Here is a 21,355-nt window from a genome sequence, read left to right on the forward strand (position 1 = left end):
ACCCGCTGACTCGCCCTACAGCAGCCCCACCCCGAGGTTGATGGGGCTCCCGTCGATGTTGCCGATGATGCCGCGGATGATCGCGGTGCCGTCGGTGCCGCGCAGGCTCTCGTACCAGGCGGCGGTGATCGACGGGTCGTAGCCGTGGGTCTCTTCGCCGCGCTTGCGCGCGCGCAGCACGAGCTCGCCCGCGCGGTCGGTGCGCATCCGCTCGTAGCGACGGAGCGAATCCTCCACCCCGACGGTGTGGGTGGTGAGGCTGATCGCGAGGGCGAAGCTGTCTTCGAGCGCCGAGCAGGCGCCCTGCCCGATGTCGGGCGCGGTGTTGTGGGCCGCGTCGCCGAGGATCGCCACGCGCCCGCGCGTCCAGGTGTGGAGGGGGTCGATGTCCCAGATCTCCACTCGGTTCAGAGACTCCGACGGACGGATGCCGCTGATCAGGCGTCGCACCTCGGGCGACCAGTGCCCGAAGGCGGCCTCGAGGGGCGCGACGCCATCCTCGCGCTCGTACGGCAGCCCGGCGGGCTGGGGGATGTCGAACCAGAAGTAGAAACGGTCGTCGGCGACGGGCATCACGGCGGCGCGCTTGCCCTCGGCGACCCAGGTCGTCCACTGATCGAGCGGCGCGATCGCCGGAGAAGCGGCAACGAGCCCGTTGAAGTTCGTGTACCCCGAGTACTGCCGCTCGACGCGGAACCCGCCCTCATCGGCCCGGGTGATCCAGTCGCGGGTGAGCGAGCGCGCCCCGTCGGCGCCGATCAGCAGATCGGCGGTGTCGGTCGACCCGTCCGCGAACACCGCGGTGACCTTGTCGCCCTCCTCGCGGATGCCGACGAGCTCGCGCCCGAGGTGGATCCGGTCGAGACCGAGGGTGCGCATGAGCAGCGCCTGCAGGTCGGCGCGCGAGACCGGGTAGGGTCGCTGCCCCGTGTGCGCCGTCACCGGCTCGAGGCTGAACCGGCACAGCTGATCGCCCGTGTGGCCGTCGTGATAGGCCATGTGGTCCATCCGGCCCCCGAGGCGGGCGACCTCCTCGCCGAGGCCCAGCCAGTTGAGCACCTTCACGCCGTTCGACCACAGCGACAGGGCGGCGCCGACGGGCTTGTTCTGCCGCATCCGGTCGTAGATCACCACGTCATGCCCGTGTCGGGCCAGCGCGATCCCCGCGCTCGTGCCCCCGATACCGGCTCCGATGATCACGACCTTCACGATTCAGCTCCCGCGGTAGGTGGAGTAGGAGAACGGGCTCAGCAGCAGCGGCACGTGCAGGTGCGTGTCGTCGGTGACGCGGAAGGTCACCGTGACCGAGGGATAGAAGGTCTCCACCCCGAGCCCGGCGTAGTACGCGCCGGTGGCGAAGCTGAGCACATGGGTGCCCGCGTCGAGGAACTCGGGCCCGAGGCTCAAGCGCCCGTCGAGGTCGGTCTCGCCCGAGGCGACCTGCAGGATGCGCGGTTCGTCGCCCATCTTCGACAGGACGACGGCGACCCCGCTCGCGGGGAAGCCGGTGGAGGCATCGAGGACGTGGGTGGTGAGCTGGCTGGTCATGGCATCATCCTGCTCTCACCGTGTCTCGGCCGGCACGGTCTCGGCAGGAACGGCCTCGGCCGACACCGTCTCGCGCAGCCGCAGCAGGGCGATCTCGGCCAGCTGGCCCGCCGCCTCGGCGACCTCGGACTCGGGGGTGTTCGCCAGGCGCCGCTCGAGCTCGGCGAGCATCTCGTCGGCCGAGCGCCCGCGGGCGCGGATGAGGAACACGCGCCCGAACCGCGCCTCGTAGCGGGTGTTGCCGGCCGCGATCCGCTGGGCGACGTCGGCGGCGGCATCCGTCATCGCGGCTTGCTCGCGGCGCGATGCGCGCGCGGACGCGTCGTCACCGGCGGGGCGCTCTCCGATCCGCGGATGCTGCGCCAGCGCCTCGTCGAGATCGGCGGCGTCCCAGGTCGCGGCCTCGGTCGCAGCCGCCTGTTCCAGCGCATCGCGCGTGGGGTAGGGGCGCCCCGCGACCACCGCAGTCACCCACCGCGGGATCGCCGCCCACAGGCTCACCAGATCACGCGCTTCGCCCTCGTCGAGGGCGTTGAAGTCGCCGATGCGCATGACGGTCCTCTCGCGGGGGTGCTGCGTGCGCCCCACGCTACGAAGCGGGTCGACACGTTTCGGTTTCCCTCGTGTAAACATCGCGTTGCCGTGCACCGTTCACACCGCCGAAACGCGTCGGGGGGAGGATGGGGCCTCCACTGGACATCCGCCGCGCAGCGGACACCGACGAAGGAGCGCCGATGGCCTACCCCCGGAGCGCCGGCAGCGGTGTCATCCGCGCGGCGCGCGCGTGGGTCGGCGGCCGGTTCCGCCCGGCCGACGTCGAGTACGTCGACGGTGTGATCACCCGGGTCGACGACCCGTCGGGCAGCGCACGCGGGGCGCAGATCGTTCCGGATGACGCGGTGCTGCTGCCGGGTCTCGTCGATTCCCACGTGCATGTGAACGAACCCGGCCGCACCGAGTGGGAGGGGTTCCGCTCGGCGACCCTCGCCGCCGCGGCGGGCGGGGTGACGACGATCGTCGACATGCCCCTGAACTCGCTCCCACCCACGACGACGGCCGCGGCGCTCGCCGTGAAGCAGGCGGCCGCCGCGCCCTCGGCTTACATCGACGTGGGGTTCTGGGGAGGAGCGGTGCCCGAGAACCTCGGGCGACTTCGCCCGCTCCACGGCGCGGGTGTGTTCGGGTTCAAGTGCTTCCTCTCGCCCTCGGGCGTGCCGGAGTTCGGTCACCTCGACCGCGCCCAGCTCGCCGCGGTGATGGACGAGATCGCCGCGCTCGGCTCGCGCCTGATCGTGCACGCCGAAGACCCTGCGCTGCTCCACGACGACGGCCCGCTCGGCCGCGACTACGCCGCGTTCCTTGCCTCACGCCCCGCCGAGAGCGAATCCTCGGCGATCGACGCGGTCATCGCCGAGGCGCGCCGCTCCGGTGCCCGCGCGCACATCCTGCACCTGAGCGACGGCGGCTCGCTCCCGGCGATCCGGCGAGCCAAGGCCGAGGGCGTCGACCTGACCGTCGAGACCTGCCCGCATTACCTCACGATCGCGGCCGAGGAGATCCCCCCCGGGTCGGCCGAGTTCAAGTGCTGCCCGCCGATCCGTGACGCCTCGAACCGCGACCGGCTGTGGGAGGGCATCGTCGACGGCACGATCGACGCGATCGTCAGCGATCACTCGCCCTCCACGCTCGACCTCAAGCGCACCGGCGACGGCGATTTCGGCCTGGCCTGGGGCGGCATCTCGGGCCTCCAGGTGGGGCTCTCGGCCGTGTGGACCGAGGCGCGCCGGCGTGGCATCCCGCTCGAGACCCTCGTGCCGCTGTTCACGACAGGGCCTGCGGACGTCGCAGGGCTCTCTGCCGGGGTCATCCGGCCCGGCGCCCCGGCGCACCTGACCGTCTTCGGCACCGATGACCCGTACCCGATCAGAGCCGCAGAGCTGCTGCACAAGAACCCCATCACGGCCTACGAGAACCGTGTGCTGCGCGGCCGCATCCGACGGACGTGGCTGCACGGCCGGTCGGTGTTCGACGTCACCGAGGGTGGTCCCGGCGAGGCGCCGGAGTTCCGTGGGGCACCCGGAGGCCGCCTGCTGTCGCGCGAGGGTGCCTGATGGTGTGGGATGAACGAGTGCGAGGGATGACGACGTGCCCGCGGTGACGCAGATCCTGCAGCCGGGCGTCGGCGCGATCCCCGGCGACCACTACCTGCGCGCGACGCCGGAGACCGTGCTGTGGGGGCGACTGCCGTGCGAGACGGATGCCGCGGTGCTGCGGATCCGCTCGGGGGAGTCGGTCACCATCGACACCGTGAGTCACGAGGGCATCCTCGAAGATCACGGCAAGGACCCCCTGGCGTACTTCACGAGCGAGGGCGTCGCGGCGGAGGCGGTGCTCGAGGACGCGATCGCGATCGCCGCGCGGCTCGCGCGCGACCCGGCGACCGATGGCCCGCACGTCGTGACTGGACCGGTCTTCGTCGAGGGCGCGGCGCCCGGTGACGTGCTGCGCATCACGGTGGAGAAGCTCACACCGCGCGTGCCGTACGGCGTGATCTCGAACAGGCACGGCAAGGGTGCGCTCGTCGGCGAGTTGCCCCGAGGAGATGGGCACGTCAGCGTGTTCACGCCTGTCGAGGAGCGCGACGGACGCCTGGTGGGTCTGCTGCCGATCGTCGACGGCGGCGACCGGGTGGTGTCGTTCCCGCTCGCGCCGTTCCTCGGAACGATGGGGGTCGCCGTCACCGGTTCCGAGCGCCCCCACTCGGTGCCGCCCGGATCGCACGGCGGCAACATCGACATCAACCTCCTCGTTGAGGGGACGGCCCTCTTTCTCCCCGTCCAGGTCGAGGGCGCGCTCGCCTACGTCGGCGACCCGCACTTCGCGCAGGGCGACGGCGAGGTCGCGCTGACGGCGCTCGAGGCGTCGCTGCGCGCGACGCTCCGCTTCGACGTCATCCCGCGCGCGCGGGCGCTCGCCGAGTTCGGTGAGCTCGCCGGCCCGCTCGTGCGGACGCCCGACTACCTCGTCCCCACGGGTCTCGACCCCGATCTGAACGTGGCGATGCGCCGCTGCGTCCGCGCCGCGCTGACCCTCATCGAGGCGCGGTGGGGCGTGACCGAACACCTCGCCTACGCCTACCTCAGCGCCGCGACCGACTTCGACATCTCGCAGGTGGTCGACATCGTCTGCGGCGTGCACGCGCGCATCCGCGAGGCCGACTTCGCCGAGGTCGACCGCCGGCGGGGGAGGGCGGTGCCGGATGGCTGATCCGCTCGGCGCCGACCATGTGCCGGCCGATCTGCTCGCGGCGTTCACCGCGTACGAGCGGGCTCTTCAGGAGAACGACCTCGACGCGCTCGATGCAGCCTTCGCACCGGGCCCCGACACGCTGCGGGGCGACGCCGCGGGGCTGCTCGTCGGGCACGAGGCGATCAGCGCCTTCCGCGGCGCGCGCGGCGGCGTCGCCCCGCGGGTGATCGAGCGCATCGAGTACCGTCCGTTCGGGCCCGACGCGGCGCTGCTCGTCTCGGTCTCGCGCTTCGCCGGTGGCGGAACGGGCCTGCAGACCCAGGTGTGGGAGCGTCTCGACGGGCGGTGGCTCATCACCGCCGCCCACGTGACCCCGCGCCCGCAGGCGCTCGACCGCACCGTCTGGCGCACCGTCGGCGATCCGCTGTGGCAGGGCGCGTGGGAGGGACCGCTCGTGGGGCTCACCGTCGCGGTGAAAGACCTCTTCGCCATCTCCGGCTATCGCGTCGGTGCAGGAAACCCCGCCTTCCTCGACGAGGCCCGGCCCGAGAAGACCACCGCGCCCGCGGTCGCCGACCTCCTCCGCGGGGGAGCGTCGCTCCGCGGCATCGCCCGCACCGACGAGTTCGCGTACAGCATCGCCGGCGACAACGCGCACTACGGCACCCCGCCGAACCCCGCCGCCCCCGGTTCGCTCCCCGGCGGTTCGTCCAGCGGACCCGCCGCCGCCGTCGCCCTCGGCCACGCCGAGGTGGGCCTCGCCACCGACACCGCCGGGTCGATCAGGGTGCCCGCGTCGTACCAGGGACTCTGGGGCCTCCGTACCACGCACGGTCTCGTCCCCCGGCAGGGCCTCGTGCCGCTCGCGCAGTCGTTCGACACGGTCGGCTGGCTCGCGCGCGACGGCGACACCCTGCAGCGGGTCGCGGACTGGTGCCTGAGCTACGACTCGTCGGAATCGACCGAGAACGTCTTCGGCGCCTCCGACGACGACCTGCCGTGGCGCTTCGTCGTGCCCTCCGAGGTGCTCGCGGCCGCCGATCCCGAGACCTGTGCGGCCTTCGAGGCGCTGCTGGCGCGGCTGGTGCGGACGGATGCCGCGGACGTCGCAACCGTCTCGATCGGCGACCTCGACGACTACCTCGTCCCCTTCCGCACCGTGCAGGGCGCCGAGGCATGGCGCAATCACGGGGAGTGGGTCGAGGGGCATCCGGGCGCGCTCGGGCCGGCGGTCGCGGAGCGCTTCCGCGCAGCATCCGTCATCGACACCGAGCAAGAGGATGACGCCCGCCGCGCCCTCGCACCGCTCGCCGCGCGCCTGCAGGCGCTCGCCGCCGATGCGGTGCTGCTCATGCCGACCGTGCCCGGGCCCGCACCGCTGCGCACGGCCGCCGGGGCCGACATCGACGCGGCGCGCACCGCGACCCTTCGGATGACGACGCCCGCCGCGGTCGCCGGCTTGCCGTCGCTGTCGGCGCCGCTCCTGAGGGTGGCCGCCGGGGGTGGAGCGACGGCACCGGTCGGCGTGTGCGTCACCTCGCGCGCCGGCACCGACATCGCCCTCGTCCGCCTCGCCCGCCGTCTCGCCGAGGCGGTACGAGCATGACCAGCCCGACCACGACCACCTCGCCCACGACGATCTCGCCCACGACTCAGGACGCGCCATGACCCACCTCCCCGGACCCATCGCCCCGCCCCCGCGCCTCCTCATGGGCCCCGGCCCGATCTCGGCGTACCCGAGTGTGTTGACAGCGATGTCGGCGCCGCTCGTCGGACAGTACGACCCGTTCATGACGGCGACGATGACCGAGACACAGGAGCTGTACCGGCGCGTATGGCGCACGCGCAACGACGCGACGGTGCTCGTGGACGGCACCTCGCGGGCGGGCATCGAGGCGGTCATGGTCTCGCTCATCCGCCCCGGCGACCGGGTGCTCGTGCCGATCTTCGGCCGGTTCGGGCACCTTCTCGCCGAGATCGCCGAGCGCGCGCTCGCCGAGGTGCACACGATCGAGACCGAGTGGGGGCAGGTGTTCCCCGACGCCGTCATCGAAGAGGCCGTCGAGCGGGTGCGCCCGACTCTCCTTGCGCTCGTGCAGGGCGACACCTCCACGACGATGAACCAGCCGCTCGCCGGGATCGGCGAGATCTGTGCCCGGCACGGGGTGCTGTTCTACACCGACGCCACCGCGTCGCTTGGCGGCAACCCGTTCGAGGCCGACGGGTGGGGACTGGATGCCGCGACGGCGGGCCTGCAGAAGTGCCTCGGCGGCCCCTCGGGCTCGGCGCCGGTGACCCTCTCCGACCGCGCGGTGGAGATCATCCGGTCGCGGAAGCGGATCGAGGCTGGCATTCGCGAAGAGGGCGACGAGGCGGCATCCGATTTCATCCGGTCGAACTACTTCGATCTCGGGATGATCCTCGACTACTGGGGGCCAAGGCGCCTGAACCACCACACCGAGGCGACCTCGATGCTCTACGGCGCCCGCGAGTGCGCGCGGCTGCTGCTCGAGGAGGGCGTCGACAACGTGCTCGCGCGGCACGAGCGCGCGGGAGCGGCGATGCTCGCCGGGGTGCAGGGGCTCGGGCTGGTCGTGTTCGGCGACGTGGCGCACAAGATGACGAACGTGGTCGCCGTGGAGATCCCCGACGGTGTGGTCGGCGATGCGGTGCGCAGCGACCTGCTCGAAGACTTCGGCATCGAGATCGGCACGTCGTTCGGGCCGCTTCACGGGCGCGTGTGGCGGATCGGCACGATGGGCTACAACGCCCGCGAGGACGCGGTGCTCACGACCCTCGCCGCGCTCGAGGCGGTGCTGCGCCGTCATGGCGTCGCGGTGCCCGCCGGGGGCGGGGTCGAGGTGGCGACCGACGTGTTCCGCGGTGCGGGGGAGGCCGTGTGGACCGCACACGCGTGACGCGTGCGAGCGTGATGACGCCGGCCGAGCGGGTGATGGCGCGGTGCGACGAGCTCGCGCGCATCAGCAGCACCGAGGGCGGCATCGAGCGGGTCTACCTCTCGCCCGAGCACGCGCGGGTGAACCGGCTGGTGGCGGAGTGGATGCGCGAAGCGGGGATGACCACGAGACAGGATGCCGCGGGCAACCTCATCGGGCGGGCGGGGCCAGCGGCGGGTGAGGCGCCGGCGCTCGTGCTCGGCTCGCACCTCGACACCGTGCCCGACGCGGGCCGGTACGACGGAATCGCCGGGGTGCTCATGGCGATTGAGGTGGTCCGCGCGCTGCGCGCGGAGGCGCTGCCGTTCGCGCTCGAGGTCGTCGCCTTCTGGGATGAGGAGGGCACGCGGTTCGGCCGCGCGCTGCTCGGGTCGTCGGCGGCTGCGGGCGCGTGGGATCCGGGGTGGTGGGAACTGACGGATGCCGCGGGCACGACCCTGCGCGAGGCGTTCCTCGACTTCGGTCTCGACCCCGGGCGCATCGGCGACGCCGCGCGACGGCCGGGCGACCTCGTCGGCTACCTCGAGGCGCACATCGAGCAAGGCCCCGAGCTCGACGAGGGCGACGAGCCGCTCGCGGTGGTGTCGTCGATCGCGTCGGCACGGCGGTTCCGGCTCGACATCGCCGGCGAGGCCCGGCATGCCGGCGGCACTCCCTACGACCGGCGGCGTGACGCGTTGCTCGGCGCGGCCGAGATCGCGCTCGCGGTCGAGCGTGTGTGCCGCGCCGAGCACCACATCGTCGGCACGGTCGGCGAGCTGCAGATCCACCCCGGGGCGATCAACGTGGTGCCGGGCGACGCGCACCTGTCGCTCGACCTCCGCGGCGAGTTCGACGGCGACCGCGACCGGGTCTGGCGGGTGATCCAAAACGAGGTCGCCGCGGTCACGGCGCGCCGAGGCCTGACGTGGTCGGCGCGAGAGGTGCACGAGGCGTCGGCGGTGTTCTGCGACCCGCTGCTGCAGGGCGTTGTCGGCGAGGGAATCCGGTCGGTGGTGCCGGACCGTGCGGGGGAGGCGCCGACGCTCTTCAGTCGCGCGGGTCACGACGGGATGGCGTTCGCCTCGGTGACGGGGGTCGGCATGCTCTTCCTCCGCAACCCCGACGGCATCAGCCACCACCCCGACGAGGCGGTGTCGGGCGCCGACGTCGACCTCGGCATCCGCGCGCTGGCCGCGGCCGTGCGTGCCCGCGCGGTCGCCTGATCGGCTCGCCGTCAGCGGCTCTTGGCATCCCGCTGTTCTGTCGCGGATGTGGCACCCTTGTCGAGCACTTCAGCGGGCGGGTCATACGCGAGTCGGTGACTCAGACGGTACGCCCGCGCTCTTGACGCTGACGTTCCCTCTCAGCGACACCCCGCGCGACGGTCATGCTCAGCGAACGCCGATCCGCCCGAGGCAACCACGCCCGACCGAGGTCCGCCCGGGGTGCGCTTCCTCGATGCTTGCGTGACACGCTAGTATCAGTTGGTGAAGTTCGCGGACCGGGACATCGAGGAGTATTGGCTCGGTGGCCCGGCACCACGCCGAGTCCCGCCCGATGTCCGGAAGCGTCTGGTGCGAAAGCTCCAGATGCTGGACGCCGCGGCGGAGCTGCACGATTTGAGAATCCCGCCGTCTAATCACCTCGAGAAATTGCAGGGTGACCGGTCCGGGCGATACAGCATTCGCATCAACGACCAATGGAGACTGGTCTTCGACTGGGACGGAGGAGAAGCAACCGATGTCACCTTCATCGACTATCACTGACGACCTATCGACGCCGGGCGAGATCTTGCTTGAGGAATTCCTCGAACCGTTCGGCGTGAGTCAGTATGAACTCGCCAAGCGCATCGGCGTCGACCAGACGCGCATCTCACGGATCGTCCGTGGCAAGCAGGCAATCACTGCAGACACCGCGCTGCGCCTCGCCGCGTTCTTCGGCACGACGCCCCAGTTCTGGCTTCGACTGCAGGAAGGCTACGACCTCGCCCTCGCGCGCACCGCGACCCCGCTCAGCTCAATCCGGCCCCTCAGCGCGTAACGAATCCGCACGGAAGACGACCCACTTCCGAGCGGTCACGCAGTCGATCGCGGCGCTCGCCGCAATGCGTAGGCCGTGATTGATCGCCGCTTCGGTGGCACCGTCATTGCTGGATCACGATGCTTCGGCGCTCGCCTCACGCCGGAGTGAACTCGCTTCGCCATCGAATACGCCCGTAGTGGAGAGTATTGCGCGTGCTGCGGATGCCGCGTCCGTCTTGCCGTCGCTCACGTCTCGCGCGACGGTCAGGAGTTGAAGACTCGTCAAGAGGCAGTGACTCCGCGCAGTTGCGTAAGGGACCATCTGGTCGGGAAAGTCGGTCCCACGCTGATCCGGCGCCTTCTCGCGCCAGGTGTTCACAACGAGCACCCCCTTTGCCGTAACGCCGTCTGCCATTTCCTCCGCGACCCACTTCTCAAGTTGCGCCGCGTTCTTCTCGGCGGCGCTCTTGGAAAGTCCCTTTACCTCGACAACGACCCGCTCGGTCTCCCACTGCAGTCTCAGGTCGCTTCGTCCGCGCTGCGCTTCGAGCACAGTGAACCCAAGCACCTCAAATGCGCGGCGGACCTGATCTTCGAGCGACGTTCCCGAGCTGAAGCTCAATCGCTTCCACCGGTCGTCCTCAGCCTGTTCATGTTTCAAAGATTCGACTTTCGTCGCTAACTTCGCGATCGATCGCTCGAGGCGAGTCAGCTCTTCTTGCCGCTGAATCTCGGACGTGAACTTGAAGACTGAGGCCCAGGCTGGGATTGGTTCCAACTCGTGCAGACTCAAACCGCGCGCCCACGCAATCATCTGCGCGGGCACGTCCACGAATCTCTCAAGGTCGTCCTCAGCGACGTCTGTGTCACGGTCCTCAGCATCGCTTGTGCCGCGGGAGCCCTCCCCGGGTTCGTCGTCTTCGTCGTCTTCGCCGTCAACCTCGTCGTCTTCGGCGGGAGTCCACGGCTCCGGAAGCAGCGCGAGCACGCCGCCGTCCGGCGACACCTCTACAGTCGCCACGACCTTCTCGGTGCCCGCCACGACAAACAGCTTTTCGCCCGGGAACTCGTTGAAGAAGCACCGGTAGATCCAGCGATCTCTTGTCTCCCTCCAAAGCGAGGCCGCCGTCGGGCTCACAGGACTGAGCTCAAGGCCCCGGCCCGCAACTGTCGAAACTTGGCCGGGGATCGCGTCGAGCAAGTCAACGTCGTCCACAATCCGGGTGACCTTCTGATTCCTGCCGGTCCCGGATGTGTCCTTCTTGCCCGTGTCGACCCAAATCTTCTGAGGCGGCGAGGCGATCACAATGATGCTCCGCCCGAGGCTCAGAAAGTCAGTGAACTCCTGCTTGCGCCTCGCTAGTGCTTCGAGAAGGGCGACAGACTCGGCTTCGGTCGGCGCTGGCCGTCCCCGATACTGACCTCGGTAAGCCCCTTCGTACTTGTTGCTCGTGCCGACCGGATCCCAGATGACGACGTCGTAGTCGAATGCCGAGACCATGCTGGTGAAAGCGTAACGGTCCGCATCATCTGCCTCGAAGGCGGTATCGAGCAGCAATGTCCTCATGGACATATCTTGGCAAGGTCGTGGGACACGAACCGACGCATATCGGCGTGGTCGAGATCACGTACGGCTGTCGCCGTCAGTTCGATCGCTAGTGAGCCTGCCGCTTGACGGTGCATTCTGTGCGACAGGCGATAGGGCCGCCCATTGCACGCATCGCCCGGACAGGGACCGGGTTACGGGCGTGTCTCCCGCTTCGCCGTCGTGCCCGTGCAGACCCCATGACGTCTCCCGGCTGACAGAGGCTTCAGGTACCTCGCGCGCGCAGTATCGCTTCCAGGTGCGCAAGCGGTGGCATCGCACCAAACGCATCTCTTACGCGTCCATCCGCAGACGACCAGCCTCAAGCATCCCAAGGGTCGTCGGGATCCGCCGTGGCGCGGCGATTGGCCGCACCCGGCGGAGGTTGAGCTTGAGGTCTGGACCTGCTTCACTCCTGGGCCGCTCGGATCATTGCGGGGTTCACGTGCCGAGATGCTCTCGCTCGAACCGTCGCACTTCGGCGAGCAGTTCAAGGTCTTCCGGTGCGGACCCGCCGAAACTCCCATGCGGCATCGCCTCGAAGACATGGAGCTCCACAGACACTCCCGCTTTGAGCAGGCGGCGGTGCATGCGCACGGTGTTCGAGAGGAAGAGGTCTCGGGTCCCGGTCTGCAGAAACGTGGGAGGGAACCCCGTGACATCCCCGAACAACGGGGACAGATACGGGTGGGCCAAGTCCGCACCCGCGGCGTACAGGGCGTTCTCCAGTTCGAACGGGACGATCAAGTCGATTCCGTTGTTGGTCTTGAACGAATCGCCCGATTCGGTCAGATCAAGCTCCGGGGTGAGCAGCACGACCGCGGCCGGCATCGGGAGGCCCTCATTTTTCGCGCGGAGCAGGAGGGCTGCTGCGAGGTTTCCGCCGGCTGAACCACCGCTGACGACGATCTGTTCGGGGCTGCGCTCCGCTAGCGCCCGCTTGTACACAGCGATGCAGTCGTCCAGCGCAGCCGGATATGGGTAACGCGGAGGCATCCGATAGTCAGGCACCCACGTCGTGCCGGCCCGGCCGAGCGCTGCAGGCATCGCAAGCATCCACGCGAGATCACCGCCGCATTGGATCAGCGCGCCACCGTGCAATTCCAGGAACAGCGGTCCATCGGGATCGGCTTCCACCGGGCGAAGCGTGTAGGTGCGAACTCCGTCGGCGTCGATCTCTCCCCGCTCGACCGCCTCAGGCGGCGGCATCAACGGAGCGAACATGTCGATCACCGGAAGATCTCTCGCCCGTATGAACTTCACCCACCCCTCAACATCCTCCAGAGCGGGCTTCTGCATGACATCGATAAACGACGGCAATGAAAGATAAGCCTGGGCTTCCTCACTGACGCTCGAGGGCGCGGGCGGCCGGACCTGCCGGACCGGTGCCGAGCTGGTGGTAGAAGGTTGAGGACCTTCGCTGGTCATGAGACCTGCTTCGGTTCGGTACCCGCGGTGAGTGCGCGACGCATGAATTCGTCGCGTGTCGCATTTGAGGCCGCAGAAATTGCGGCGGGCACCTGGTCGAATCCGTGGAACCCTCCGCCCCACATGTGCAGGTCCACGACCACCCCGGCTTGGCTGCGAGTATCGGCCCGAGCGCAACGATCGACGGGGGCGCCCGGTTCTACAGAGGTGTGGAGGGGACCATGCTGAATGTGTTCGAGACGCCGAACGCGGGATCGACGCGGGCAACGGTCGCCACCTGGTACGTCGACGACATCGACGCGATTGTCGACGAGCTGACCGCAGCAGGCGCTGAGCTCGTCCGGTACGACGGTGCTGGCCAGGACGATCGCGGGATTGGGCCACGTGCGGGCGGTGGGCGCATCGCGTGGGTTGGAGACCCGGACGGAAACATCCTCGCTCTTGAGACCGACACCTAATTACCGCACGCAACACGCCACGGTTCGGATGGGATCTCTATCGGGGCCTTCGCCCCTGCCCGACGGTGGCGCTCGCTAGCATCAACAGATGTCGCGTACATCAAGTGAGATTCATGGCACGAGCCGCATCACGATACATGAAGGCAAGCTCGACGAATTCAAGCGCCTCGCCGCGGAGTGCGCTGCGATCGTGCGCACCAAGGACACCGGAACCATCGAGTACAACATGTACCTCAATGCGACCGGCACTGAATGCTTCGTCCACGAGCGATACAGAGATTCGGCTGCAGGGCTCGAGCATATGAATAACATTGCCGTCATCATGAATTCCCTCTCGCAGGTCTGCACCGTGACTGGTGAGGTCTGCGGCACACCCAGTGCGGATCTGCGTGAGGCGCTCGAGTCGGCTGGCGTGACCATTTACGAACCGCTGGAGTCGATCGAACGCTAATCGCCGCATCGTCCATCCGTGTCCGTGTCACCTAAGAGACCTCGCACCGGTAGAGGTCGTGAGATGCGCGAGGAACACGAAAAATCGTGGGACACATCTTCCGATCACCCACCTCGATGCCGACCCGAGTCTCCGCGTTAGGAGGACCCCAGTGCGCTCGCTGGCGGATCCGCCTGCGCGACAAAGCCGTCGCGGTGAACGACCGGCTTACGGCGCGCGCGCGTATCCCACTTGTAGGCCGAGACAGGTCCATTCCAGTTCGGTCGGCTGCGGAGCAGAGTTTGAGGAAGAGCGAGCCAACAGGAGTGGGCGGGTTCACCTTCAAGAATGGTCAGGTCGAAGAGTTAAAGCGCCTCTCCGAACGCTGCATGCAGATCGTTCGGGAGAAGGGCACGGGAACATTGCAGTACGACATCTTCCTAAGCGACGACCAGTCCGAAGCCGTCGTCATTGAGCGCTACCGCGACTCGCAGGCTCAGACCGAACACCTGGAACACATTGGCCCCGACCTGCTAAGCGCCGTCATCGCGAGCACCGCCACCGTAGACGGCTGGACCCTGGGTAACCCCACCGAGGAGGTACGACAGCAGCTCGCCGGAACAGAAGTGCTAGTGCTGCCAACCTTCCTGTCGCTGAACGGAAACGCATAGCCGGCCGCAAGGCATGAGCGACGACGCCCTACGTCCACCCGTGGCCCTCACGGGCGGCCAGCGCCGCTGAGCCGCAATGAGATCGACACGTACGCAGTGGATACGAGTTGGTCGGGACGGACCGCTAGGGCCACCACGACTTGCTCAGCCTCCGCTGTCCCGCCAGCGAGGTCGTTGTCATCGGCCAAGACAACCTCGAACTCCAAGAAGTCGCCGAGTGTGTCGACCCGGTCGAGGTGGATTCGTGTTCGGCCAGCGATCAAGACAACGTGTCATCTTGTTCGATATCCACTCGCTCTGATCCGCCACTTCAGCTGCCCTCGCGATCAGTGCATCCCGGTCGGCTACGCGGGCCCTGAACTCGATGTTCGTCGGCATCCGGTAAGCCAACACCGCTTGACCTGCGGATGTGGCCGGGTATCCGGTTCGTCAGCATGCAGTCGACGAAGCTCGGGTTCTGGTTCCTCGCCTTGAGCTGCTTTGCGGTGCCGAGATCAGCTCACCTCCGGTGTCGGCGGCGCTAGATCTGCGTGTCGCTCATCCAGTGAGCCGCCTACCACGAGGTATCTGAGGTGGGTGAGCTCGCCCCAGTCCTCGCTGCTGATCTGTTTCAGGTGCACGGAGCCGTCGGGGAGAAGGCAAGTCCCGTTTCCGAGCCAGACGGGTGCGATGAAAAGGTCGAGCTCATCCACGAGTCCGGCTTTGACCAGAGAGTGGGTCAGAGCGAGCGACCCCCACACGACCAGCGTCCCATTGCCCTCGTGTCGGAATCGGCGGACGTGATCTTCGACGTCCGTGACGACGGTGACGGGACGGTGGTCACCCCACGGAGCGGACTGCAAGGAGCGCGATGCGACGATCTTCGGCAGCGCATTGACCCGAGCGGCGATTGGTTCCTCGGCGGTGGGCCAGTACCGGGCGAACGAGCTGTACGTTTGTCTGCCCAGCAGCACCGCAGACACCGCCGCGAGGAAGACCGCGTTGTATGCCTGGCTGCGCCGGTCTGCGTCTTCGGTGACGACGCTCATGATGTCCATTTCATTCCTCGGTCCGGACGCATATCCGTCCAGCGAGACCCACTCCTGCACCACCACGCGTGGACGATCCGTTGCGGTCACGATAACTCCTCTCGATCAGTACTTGCACGGTTCGACGAGTGAATAGGGCGCCAGCCTGTCGATACGAGCAAGCATCGCGATGGCGATCGCCCCGACGGCGTCTCCCAGGGGTAGTCAGGCGCGGGCGACAACGTCGTAGTCGAGGACGATGTTGTCGGAGTCGGGGTAGCGGGTGACGTCGCGGAGTGTGAGCTCGGTGGCCGGTGTATTCGTGAAGACGGGACGGTCGCCGGCAACGAGTTTCGGTCCGATCATGAGCGAAAGCTGATCGAGGAGCCCCGTCTCGAGCAGAGCCGCGATGAGGGCCTGGCTGCCGAAGATCACGGCCGTCTCGTCGGACTCCCGGATCTCGGCCAGTTCCCTTGCGGCGTCGCTGCGACGGATGATGGTCGTCTGCTGACGCCAAGGGCCGGTCTCATCAACGGTGAGCGAGTCGGAGATGACAATGATGGGAATGCCGTCCGCGCATCGTTGCGCGATGTTGCGTTCCGCGTCGGACGCGTTCGGGTCGTCGAGGACGTTGGGCCAGTGAGCGACCATCATCCGATACGTGTCGGCGCCGTAGATGAGTCGGTCGGCGGCAGCGATGAGCTCGGCGTTATGGATATTGAAGGCCTCATCCATCGGCATGACGCTGAGATCGCCGCCGGATCCTTCCGCGTACCCGTCCACGCTGATTGCGAGGGCGGCAATGATTCGTCCCATGGCTTCCTTCTCTCTGTGTGGGGGCGCGTGACTACTGCTGCTGATCGATGCGGGTGGCGACACGGTCGCAGAGGGTGATCCACTCGCCGTCGGGCCGGTACTCCCAGTGGTGGGTTTGCGTGTTGCCGTCGTCGGAGAAGGTGATGGTGGCGCGTTCCGTGTCGCCGGTGAACGTCCAGGTCTGTCCGTCCACGCTGAGGAGGTATTCCCGCGCGAAGCCGTGATTCTCGATGCTCCAAGCGAAGTACGTATCGCGATCGCCGTCCCATCCGAGGAAGCTCATCGTCTCGAACGGGCCGTTGGCCCGCTCATCCTGGATCACGAAGTGCTCGCCGGTGTGCCACCGAGCCGAGTGGATGCTGCGCCACGGCGCCCCCTCGCTGTCGGCGCCATAGGCGGTGCCTTGAGCAGACCAGTCACCCAGGAACGCCGCAAGGTCCTCATGTTCGTTCGTCATTTATCATTCCTCTTTTCGGAATCAGGCGTTCTGATAGTTACGGAACCTAGCATTCTGCTATTCTGGTGTCAACGGTTCGGGGTGAGGGAGACATGGCGGGTGCGGCGGGTCGACCTCGAACTTCGGATGCGGCGATCATCGAGGGAGCTCGTCGCGCGCTGATCGAGAACCCGCGGGCGTCGATGGCGGAGATCGCGCGGAGCGCGGGTGTGGGAATGTCGGCGATCTACCTTCGTTTCCCGAACCGCGTCGCCATCCTCCGACACTTCGCCGACGAAGCGAACGCCGTCTACGACGATGTACTCGACGCCGTCGAACAACAAATGACCGGCAACGCCGACCCCCGGGTCGTTCTTCACCACTTCGTGGCCGCGATCGTCGATAGCGGTGTGCACCGCCTCGTCATCGCCATCGCCGGCACATTCATCCGGACGGATGAGGACATCGCGGAATCGACCCGCCTACGCGACCGCGGACGCCTGTTCATCCGCCACCTGCACCTTCGGCGCGCATTGCGCCCCGGTGTGACCTGGGAAGACCTCGGCAAGCTCATCGAGGCACTCAGCAGCATCCGCGGGGCCGATGACCAGCGGACCGCCGCCTTTCACAGGAGAGCCATCGACGTCGTCGTCACGGGCCTCACCGCCGGCGACCAACCACTCGTCGGCGATCCCGCTGATGCCACCGATTTCCGCGAGAACAGGCCACCGGAATCGCCAACCCACGAGAACAATGACACCCGGCTACGGCTCCTTCCGACCCCACCCCACACCGACTCGCCGGACGACCCAAGCCCATCCTGAGGGTCGGCCGACAGCCGTAGAAGGATCCGCAACGTGACGTTGCTGCCGGTTCTACCGCAGCGCACCGCGCGGCTCGATTCGCGCTTTCCGCACAAGTGTCCAAGTCGTGGCGATGACCGCCCCAGCGAGAGCGAAAGGCGATAGCAGCGCGAGCCAGAACAGGATGGGCGCCACCCCGAGATTCATCGAGGAAGGCACACCGGGGGACGCGATCGAGCCGATCAAGGCACCACACCCGAGCGCGAGTGACCATCCGAGGATCATCACTGCCGCGACCGGTCCTGTGGCGTACTTCCGATCGCGCATGACGCGAGCAGCTACAACTAAGATCACAGCGGCGGGAACCACCAGGAACAGCGCACCGATGGCCATGAAGATCGCCCCGAACGGACCGGCCAGCAAACCGAGCAGCAGCATCACGCCAGCGACAATCGCAGCAGACGCCAGCCAATCCGAGCCAAGAGCGACTTCGTTGGCGCTTCGTTGGACATGGACTCAGTATCGCCTTCAGCATCTACGGGCGCGACTCGGCCGTCGCAGTGAAGGATCGCTCACCGCGACAAGCGGTGGGATAGGGCTTGATCTCTCAGTTCTGTGAGAGCACGGTTGTTGCATGGCTCTTAGTGACCACCCGGTGAGGGCTTCGATCGGGGTGACAGACATCAAACAGTCGGCGTTGTTCTACGAACCTGCAGCTCCGATACTTCGCCAGCGACATGACACTCATCGACAGTCAACGCAACGACTGGCGGGACCGATTCCTGTCTCTCGCCGCCGACGTTGAAATCGGGGAGCAACGAATTCTCGTCGCACACTTAGCCGCCTAGCGGCATCGGCGCGAGGATCGTCGAGCGGGCGTCGGCGCGGAGTTGGTGACATCTGCGCCATAGACCGCTGGGCCTTCGAGCTCTTGTCATTAACCTCGCACGCACCGGGCATCTTTCGTTCCCACCCCTCGAATTGCAGGGCTTCTGAACCTGGACGGCAGGCGAACCGCTGAGCTGCCAGCCTGCGGCCGGCTCACGAGCGAAGAGCGAGCCAACAATGCGAATCCCGCGCGAGGTCGACAGGATGGGGGTATGGCCAAGATCGTTGTGAGCAGCATGGTGAGTCTCGACGGGTACACCGAGGGAGCGGGCGGCGATGTGTCGCAGATGCCCATGGACCGGGCGTTCGCACAGCACAATGCCGATCGGGTGCGCGCCGCCGGCCGTCTCCTCTTCGGCGGAACGAGCTACCGCGGGATGATGCAGTACTGGCCCGATCAGGTCGACAATCCCGAGGCAATCCCCGAGGACCGATACATCGCATCCCGCTACGCGACCGATCTCTCCCTGACAGTCGTCTCCGACACCCTCACTGAGGACGAGGTGACGGTATGGGGTGACCGCACCGAGATCGTGCGCCGCACAGATGCACATGACCGCCTCAGGCAATTGCGCGAACGCGAGACCGACGACATCCTCGTCTTCGGCAGCCGGACGCTGTGGACCGACCTGCTTGCGCACGGGCTCGTCGACGAATTGCACCTCCTCCTTGGCCCGAAGGTGGTCGTCGGCGACCACCGCGCGTTCGACGGAATTCCGCCGCTCGGCTTTGATCTTCTTGGGGTGCGCACATGGAAGGACTCCAGCGTCGTGGTCGTAACGTACCGTCCCGACAATGTGGCCGCTCCGACCGATCGTGGCGTCGACTACAACTAACGTCCCAGGCCGTCGACGAATACTCCAGGCTCCCGTCGAGAGGAACTGACCTCGGCTTCCCGCCGCTACAGATTCTCAGAGAGCGACGGGTCTCGAACGTCGACCGACTTGCCCGCGTGAGGATGGTCTCCGGGACGTGTGACCAAGGTGCAATACGGGGGGTGTCAGCCGTTGGTCTGGGTGTCTTCGGGTTTCACAAACCAGTCGGTGAACGATCGGGCGTGACCCGCATCGGCCAGCCGGATGACCATGAGGTTGTCATAGTGGCGACTCTTCTCGGTCGACGTCGGGTAGCTGGTCCAGCCGCGGACGATGGCTACGTTGCCGTCAACCGCGGTGAGCTCGTACTCGAAAGACCACTTGCCGGGATCATCCTTCTGGGCGAGCCAACCAGCGACGATAGCGTCGTGACCGACCCATGGCTGCGTCGAGGGGCCATCGCGGTACTCCGCGTCCTCCGTGAACAGGGATCGGATGTCGTCCGGGTCGTTTGTCTCCCATGCGTGAATGTAGCGAACAACCCACTTGTTGGCGGCGGCCGCTGCCGCCTCGCGATCCCACATGACCACAGGCTCGCCGACGATCATCGCGAGCGCAATCCGCCACGACTCATTGAGGTCCGGTCAGCGAGACGCTCGGCGCACGTCCAGCCAAACGTGTTCGCTGAGGGACCCTCGGCTGTGCAGGTCGCGCAGAGTCGACCTAAGCGAGCGCGGTTCTCGCAGTCCGGCGGGCGTGTGAGCTGAGATCATCGCCGCGCGCGTTGAGGAACCTCTCGAGCGCGTCTCTGTCGATCCGGCCTATCTCGCGGAGCGCGACACCGACGTTGGTCTGAACAAGGTGTTCCGGGTCGTCGGCGAGCAGTTCGCACAGTTCCAGCGGGTCCGACACATCGCCCGAACGGATGATCCAGAAGGCCGCGGTGATCGCGGTCCTACGATGCCACCGATTCTCGGAACGGGCGAGAGCAAACAGCACGTCTCGCGGCCGATCCAAGAGATACCAGCCGATCACGCGAGGTGCAGCACGATCGATGTAATCCCACGTGTCGATGTACTCGAGATTGCGCATCCATGCGTCGAACAACCCAGCGCGATCGGCACCCTTTGCCCGGGCCTTGAAATCGAGAATGCTCACCCCGACCATCTTCAATTCATAGACACCCGAAGCGAGGAGCCCGTCGACCTCAGTCAACGGCACGCTCATGTACTGTCGCGCGAGATCGAAGACCGTCCCCATTCGCACCCCGATGACCTTGGTAGCCGCATCGGTCATTCGAGCGCGAATCTTCTCAGCTTCGACTTCCGACGACGCAGCCTTCAAAGCTGCGACCAAAGTATCCCGTTCCGCTCCCATGGGCCCCTCCCCAGAGCTCATACCCACCCTGCCTCAGGCTTTCCATTCCGCACCACCGCGCGCTCAGCGACCCCCAGAAGGACAGCGGTGGAGGACTCGTTCTGTGGGGCCTCCACCTGAGTACCTCATCGTTGCGGACGATCCGCCTCGCGCTTCGAAGAGGCGACCGAGCGGGTTTACCAAGGACTAGTGAGATTCTTGAGACGCCAGCGCGGGTAGGGGGTATGTAGTAGGTGAGCCGCGGAGCGAGCGGCAGTGAATGAGAGGACCTCGCATGACCAGCGTGGATGACCGGCTGAGTGATTCTGATCCCGCGCGGGAACTCAGCGACGCCGCCCTCTCGCCCCAGGTCCTCGCCATGTGGGAGAGGGCACAGTCCAGCCCGCCCGTCCGCTCACATCGGAGAAGATGGCGAATCGCGATTCCTGTGATCGTTGTTGGGCTGGTGGCGACCGGCGCGGCGATCGCGTTCCCGATTCCGACGACCATGAATATTGGTGAGCAGGGCACCATCGTTGAGCCCGATGCGCGGATCCCGATCAACTACACCACCCTCACGGGTACGGAAGTCTCCTGCCAATACCTCGTCTACCTCGGAGACGATGTGCGCACGACTCGCGACAGCGAGGTAGCCGCAATCCTCGGAGAAACGGATTGGACAGGCATAGGACAGGACATCTACGACTATGCAATCAACAACCCTCGAGGCCCAGTCGACGGCGAGGTATGGACGAACGATTCCCCCGAGATGCGGGACACGCACTCCTTCATTCTGGCTGTCCAGCCAATGTTTGAGGGGCGTCTTCCGGCCGACATGCAAGGAGACGTCGGCACCTGGCGCATGACCAGCACATGTGAAGGGCCGTACCGGTGACAACCGACGA

24 protein-coding genes are annotated in these 21,355 nt (G+C 67.1%); 13 read left to right on the top strand and 11 right to left on the bottom strand.

Translation table 11 applies throughout. From position 1 onward, the window contains the following. Positions 1 to 15: 15 nt before the first annotated feature. From hpxO to uraD, 3 genes are read right to left on the bottom strand one after another with little or no spacing between them, the layout of a single operon-like run. The gene (hpxO, locus tag T9R20_RS00595; RefSeq protein ID WP_322410633.1) at positions 16 to 1,209 is read right to left on the bottom strand and encodes an FAD-dependent urate hydroxylase HpxO; all 1,194 of its coding nucleotides are present in this window, start codon (positions 1,207 to 1,209) and stop codon (positions 16 to 18) included. Positions 1,210 to 1,212: 3 nt separating this feature from the next. After that, the gene (gene uraH, locus T9R20_RS00600; RefSeq protein ID WP_322410634.1) at positions 1,213 to 1,548 is read right to left on the bottom strand and encodes a hydroxyisourate hydrolase; all 336 of its coding nucleotides are present in this window, start codon (positions 1,546 to 1,548) and stop codon (positions 1,213 to 1,215) included. Between the two features lie 15 nt (positions 1,549 to 1,563). Next, complete coding sequence (gene uraD / locus T9R20_RS00605; RefSeq protein ID WP_322410635.1) at positions 1,564 to 2,100, bottom strand: 2-oxo-4-hydroxy-4-carboxy-5-ureidoimidazoline decarboxylase; 537 nt, start codon at positions 2,098 to 2,100, stop codon at positions 1,564 to 1,566. Positions 2,101 to 2,282: 182 nt separating this feature from the next. Between uraD and allB the strand changes: the two genes are divergently transcribed. The 7 genes from allB (at position 2,283) to T9R20_RS00640 (ending at position 9,776) form a co-directional block, all read left to right on the top strand. Next, positions 2,283 to 3,659, top strand: a complete 1,377-nt coding sequence (gene allB / locus T9R20_RS00610) for an allantoinase AllB (RefSeq protein ID WP_322410636.1) — start codon at positions 2,283 to 2,285, stop codon at positions 3,657 to 3,659. 34 nt (positions 3,660 to 3,693) lie between these two features. Beyond that, positions 3,694 to 4,815 carry an acetamidase/formamidase family protein gene (locus T9R20_RS00615; protein WP_322410637.1) on the top strand — a complete coding sequence of 374 codons (1,122 nt, stop codon included), beginning with the start codon at positions 3,694 to 3,696 and terminating at the stop codon, positions 4,813 to 4,815. Further along, positions 4,808 to 6,403, top strand: coding sequence for an AtzH-like domain-containing protein (locus T9R20_RS00620; protein ID WP_322410638.1), 1,596 nt, complete (start codon positions 4,808 to 4,810; stop codon positions 6,401 to 6,403). The genes T9R20_RS00615 and T9R20_RS00620 overlap by 8 nt, the downstream gene beginning before the upstream one ends. Positions 6,404 to 6,461: 58 nt before the next feature. Continuing rightward, positions 6,462 to 7,715 carry an alanine--glyoxylate aminotransferase family protein gene (locus tag T9R20_RS00625; RefSeq protein WP_322410639.1) on the top strand — a complete coding sequence of 418 codons (1,254 nt, stop codon included), beginning with the start codon at positions 6,462 to 6,464 and terminating at the stop codon, positions 7,713 to 7,715. After that, positions 7,697 to 8,959: an allantoate amidohydrolase gene (locus T9R20_RS00630; RefSeq protein ID WP_322410640.1), complete on the top strand. Its 1,263-nt coding sequence runs from the start codon at positions 7,697 to 7,699 to the stop codon at positions 8,957 to 8,959. Before T9R20_RS00625 ends, T9R20_RS00630 begins: the two co-directional genes overlap by 19 nt. Before the next feature lie 264 nt (positions 8,960 to 9,223). Then, positions 9,224 to 9,502 carry a type II toxin-antitoxin system RelE/ParE family toxin gene (locus T9R20_RS00635; RefSeq protein ID WP_322410641.1) on the top strand — a complete coding sequence of 93 codons (279 nt, stop codon included), beginning with the start codon at positions 9,224 to 9,226 and terminating at the stop codon, positions 9,500 to 9,502. Next, positions 9,477 to 9,776, top strand: a complete 300-nt coding sequence (locus T9R20_RS00640; protein ID WP_322410642.1) for a HigA family addiction module antitoxin — start codon at positions 9,477 to 9,479, stop codon at positions 9,774 to 9,776. Before T9R20_RS00635 ends, T9R20_RS00640 begins: the two co-directional genes overlap by 26 nt. Before the next feature lie 114 nt (positions 9,777 to 9,890). On the opposite strand, the gene T9R20_RS00645 is transcribed toward T9R20_RS00640, so the two are convergent. Together T9R20_RS00645 and T9R20_RS00650 are read right to left on the bottom strand one after the other, a co-directional pair. Then, positions 9,891 to 11,324, bottom strand: coding sequence for a hypothetical protein (locus T9R20_RS00645; RefSeq protein WP_322410643.1), 1,434 nt, complete (start codon positions 11,322 to 11,324; stop codon positions 9,891 to 9,893). 459 nt (positions 11,325 to 11,783) lie between these two features. Then, positions 11,784 to 12,770 (bottom strand): alpha/beta hydrolase, encoded by a 987-nt coding sequence (locus tag T9R20_RS00650; protein WP_322410644.1) that lies wholly within the window; start codon positions 12,768 to 12,770, stop codon positions 11,784 to 11,786. 221 nt (positions 12,771 to 12,991) lie between these two features. Here T9R20_RS00650 and T9R20_RS00655 point away from each other — a divergent pair, with 221 nt between their 5' ends. The 3 genes from T9R20_RS00655 to T9R20_RS00665 all read left to right on the top strand — a co-directional run bounded on the left by T9R20_RS00655 (position 12,992) and on the right by T9R20_RS00665 (position 14,329). Then, positions 12,992 to 13,228 carry a hypothetical protein gene (locus tag T9R20_RS00655; RefSeq protein ID WP_322410645.1) on the top strand — a complete coding sequence of 79 codons (237 nt, stop codon included), beginning with the start codon at positions 12,992 to 12,994 and terminating at the stop codon, positions 13,226 to 13,228. An 88-nt stretch (positions 13,229 to 13,316) separates the two neighbouring features. After that, positions 13,317 to 13,679: an antibiotic biosynthesis monooxygenase family protein gene (locus T9R20_RS00660; protein ID WP_322410646.1), complete on the top strand. Its 363-nt coding sequence runs from the start codon at positions 13,317 to 13,319 to the stop codon at positions 13,677 to 13,679. Between the two features lie 305 nt (positions 13,680 to 13,984). Continuing rightward, positions 13,985 to 14,329, top strand: coding sequence for a putative quinol monooxygenase (locus tag T9R20_RS00665; RefSeq protein ID WP_322410647.1), 345 nt, complete (start codon positions 13,985 to 13,987; stop codon positions 14,327 to 14,329). 494 nt (positions 14,330 to 14,823) lie between these two features. Here T9R20_RS00665 and T9R20_RS00670 read toward each other — a convergent pair whose 3' ends face one another. The 3 genes from T9R20_RS00670 to T9R20_RS00680 all read right to left on the bottom strand — a co-directional run bounded on the left by T9R20_RS00670 (position 14,824) and on the right by T9R20_RS00680 (position 16,609). Then, the gene (locus T9R20_RS00670) at positions 14,824 to 15,447 is read right to left on the bottom strand and encodes a dihydrofolate reductase family protein (RefSeq protein WP_322410648.1); all 624 of its coding nucleotides are present in this window, start codon (positions 15,445 to 15,447) and stop codon (positions 14,824 to 14,826) included. 114 nt (positions 15,448 to 15,561) lie between these two features. Further along, a complete protein-coding gene (locus T9R20_RS00675) occupies positions 15,562 to 16,152 on the bottom strand; it encodes a dihydrofolate reductase family protein (protein ID WP_322410649.1) in 591 nt (196 codons plus the stop codon). A 31-nt stretch (positions 16,153 to 16,183) separates the two neighbouring features. Continuing rightward, positions 16,184 to 16,609: a DUF1579 family protein gene (locus tag T9R20_RS00680; RefSeq protein ID WP_322410650.1), complete on the bottom strand. Its 426-nt coding sequence runs from the start codon at positions 16,607 to 16,609 to the stop codon at positions 16,184 to 16,186. Between the two features lie 92 nt (positions 16,610 to 16,701). On the opposite strand from T9R20_RS00680, the gene T9R20_RS00685 reads away from it, so the two are divergent. Next, positions 16,702 to 17,412, top strand: coding sequence for a helix-turn-helix domain-containing protein (locus T9R20_RS00685; protein ID WP_322410651.1), 711 nt, complete (start codon positions 16,702 to 16,704; stop codon positions 17,410 to 17,412). A gap of 51 nt (positions 17,413 to 17,463) precedes the next feature. On the opposite strand, the gene T9R20_RS00690 is transcribed toward T9R20_RS00685, so the two are convergent. Further along, positions 17,464 to 17,832 (bottom strand): hypothetical protein, encoded by a 369-nt coding sequence (locus tag T9R20_RS00690; RefSeq protein ID WP_322410652.1) that lies wholly within the window; start codon positions 17,830 to 17,832, stop codon positions 17,464 to 17,466. Positions 17,833 to 18,491: 659 nt separating this feature from the next. Between T9R20_RS00690 and T9R20_RS00695 the strand changes: the two genes are divergently transcribed. Beyond that, positions 18,492 to 19,115 carry a dihydrofolate reductase family protein gene (locus T9R20_RS00695; RefSeq protein WP_322410653.1) on the top strand — a complete coding sequence of 208 codons (624 nt, stop codon included), beginning with the start codon at positions 18,492 to 18,494 and terminating at the stop codon, positions 19,113 to 19,115. 164 nt (positions 19,116 to 19,279) lie between these two features. On the opposite strand, the gene T9R20_RS00700 is transcribed toward T9R20_RS00695, so the two are convergent. Both T9R20_RS00700 and T9R20_RS00705 read right to left on the bottom strand, forming a co-directional pair. Then, entirely contained in the window at positions 19,280 to 19,678 is a 399-nt protein-coding gene (locus T9R20_RS00700; protein ID WP_322410654.1) for a nuclear transport factor 2 family protein, read from the bottom strand. 139 nt (positions 19,679 to 19,817) lie between these two features. Further along, positions 19,818 to 20,471: a DNA alkylation repair protein gene (locus tag T9R20_RS00705; protein ID WP_322410655.1), complete on the bottom strand. Its 654-nt coding sequence runs from the start codon at positions 20,469 to 20,471 to the stop codon at positions 19,818 to 19,820. Between the two features lie 274 nt (positions 20,472 to 20,745). On the opposite strand from T9R20_RS00705, the gene T9R20_RS00710 reads away from it, so the two are divergent. Continuing rightward, complete coding sequence (locus tag T9R20_RS00710; RefSeq protein WP_322410656.1) at positions 20,746 to 21,345, top strand: hypothetical protein; 600 nt, start codon at positions 20,746 to 20,748, stop codon at positions 21,343 to 21,345. Positions 21,346 to 21,355: the final 10 nt, after the last annotated feature.

The sequence above is a fragment of the Microbacterium invictum genome (assembly GCF_034421375.1).
In the GTDB taxonomy this organism is placed as follows: domain Bacteria; phylum Actinomycetota; class Actinomycetes; order Actinomycetales; family Microbacteriaceae; genus Microbacterium; species Microbacterium invictum_A.

Bases quoted from the DNA above. Each gene is read 5' to 3' on its own strand.
- uraH (WP_322410634.1), bottom strand. From the start codon at position 1,548: ATGACCAGCCAGCTCACCACCCACGTCCTCGATGCCTCCACCGGCTTC.
- uraD (WP_322410635.1), bottom strand. From the start codon at position 2,100: ATGCGCATCGGCGACTTCAACGCCCTCGACGAGGGCGAAGCGCGTGAT.
- allB (WP_322410636.1), top strand. From the start codon at position 2,283: ATGGCCTACCCCCGGAGCGCCGGCAGCGGTGTCATCCGCGCGGCGCGC.
- T9R20_RS00620 (WP_322410638.1), top strand. From the start codon at position 4,808: ATGGCTGATCCGCTCGGCGCCGACCATGTGCCGGCCGATCTGCTCGCG.
- T9R20_RS00625 (WP_322410639.1), top strand. From the start codon at position 6,462: ATGACCCACCTCCCCGGACCCATCGCCCCGCCCCCGCGCCTCCTCATG.
- T9R20_RS00640 (WP_322410642.1), top strand. From the start codon at position 9,477: ATGTCACCTTCATCGACTATCACTGACGACCTATCGACGCCGGGCGAG.
- T9R20_RS00645 (WP_322410643.1), bottom strand. From the start codon at position 11,324: ATGAGGACATTGCTGCTCGATACCGCCTTCGAGGCAGATGATGCGGAC.
- T9R20_RS00650 (WP_322410644.1), bottom strand. From the start codon at position 12,770: ATGACCAGCGAAGGTCCTCAACCTTCTACCACCAGCTCGGCACCGGTC.
- T9R20_RS00655 (WP_322410645.1), top strand. From the start codon at position 12,992: ATGCTGAATGTGTTCGAGACGCCGAACGCGGGATCGACGCGGGCAACG.
- T9R20_RS00660 (WP_322410646.1), top strand. From the start codon at position 13,317: ATGTCGCGTACATCAAGTGAGATTCATGGCACGAGCCGCATCACGATA.
- T9R20_RS00675 (WP_322410649.1), bottom strand. From the start codon at position 16,152: ATGGGACGAATCATTGCCGCCCTCGCAATCAGCGTGGACGGGTACGCG.
- T9R20_RS00680 (WP_322410650.1), bottom strand. From the start codon at position 16,609: ATGACGAACGAACATGAGGACCTTGCGGCGTTCCTGGGTGACTGGTCT.
- T9R20_RS00685 (WP_322410651.1), top strand. From the start codon at position 16,702: ATGGCGGGTGCGGCGGGTCGACCTCGAACTTCGGATGCGGCGATCATC.
- T9R20_RS00695 (WP_322410653.1), top strand. From the start codon at position 18,492: ATGGCCAAGATCGTTGTGAGCAGCATGGTGAGTCTCGACGGGTACACC.
- T9R20_RS00700 (WP_322410654.1), bottom strand. From the start codon at position 19,678: ATGTGGGATCGCGAGGCGGCAGCGGCCGCCGCCAACAAGTGGGTTGTT.
- T9R20_RS00705 (WP_322410655.1), bottom strand. From the start codon at position 20,471: ATGGGAGCGGAACGGGATACTTTGGTCGCAGCTTTGAAGGCTGCGTCG.
- T9R20_RS00710 (WP_322410656.1), top strand. From the start codon at position 20,746: ATGACCAGCGTGGATGACCGGCTGAGTGATTCTGATCCCGCGCGGGAA.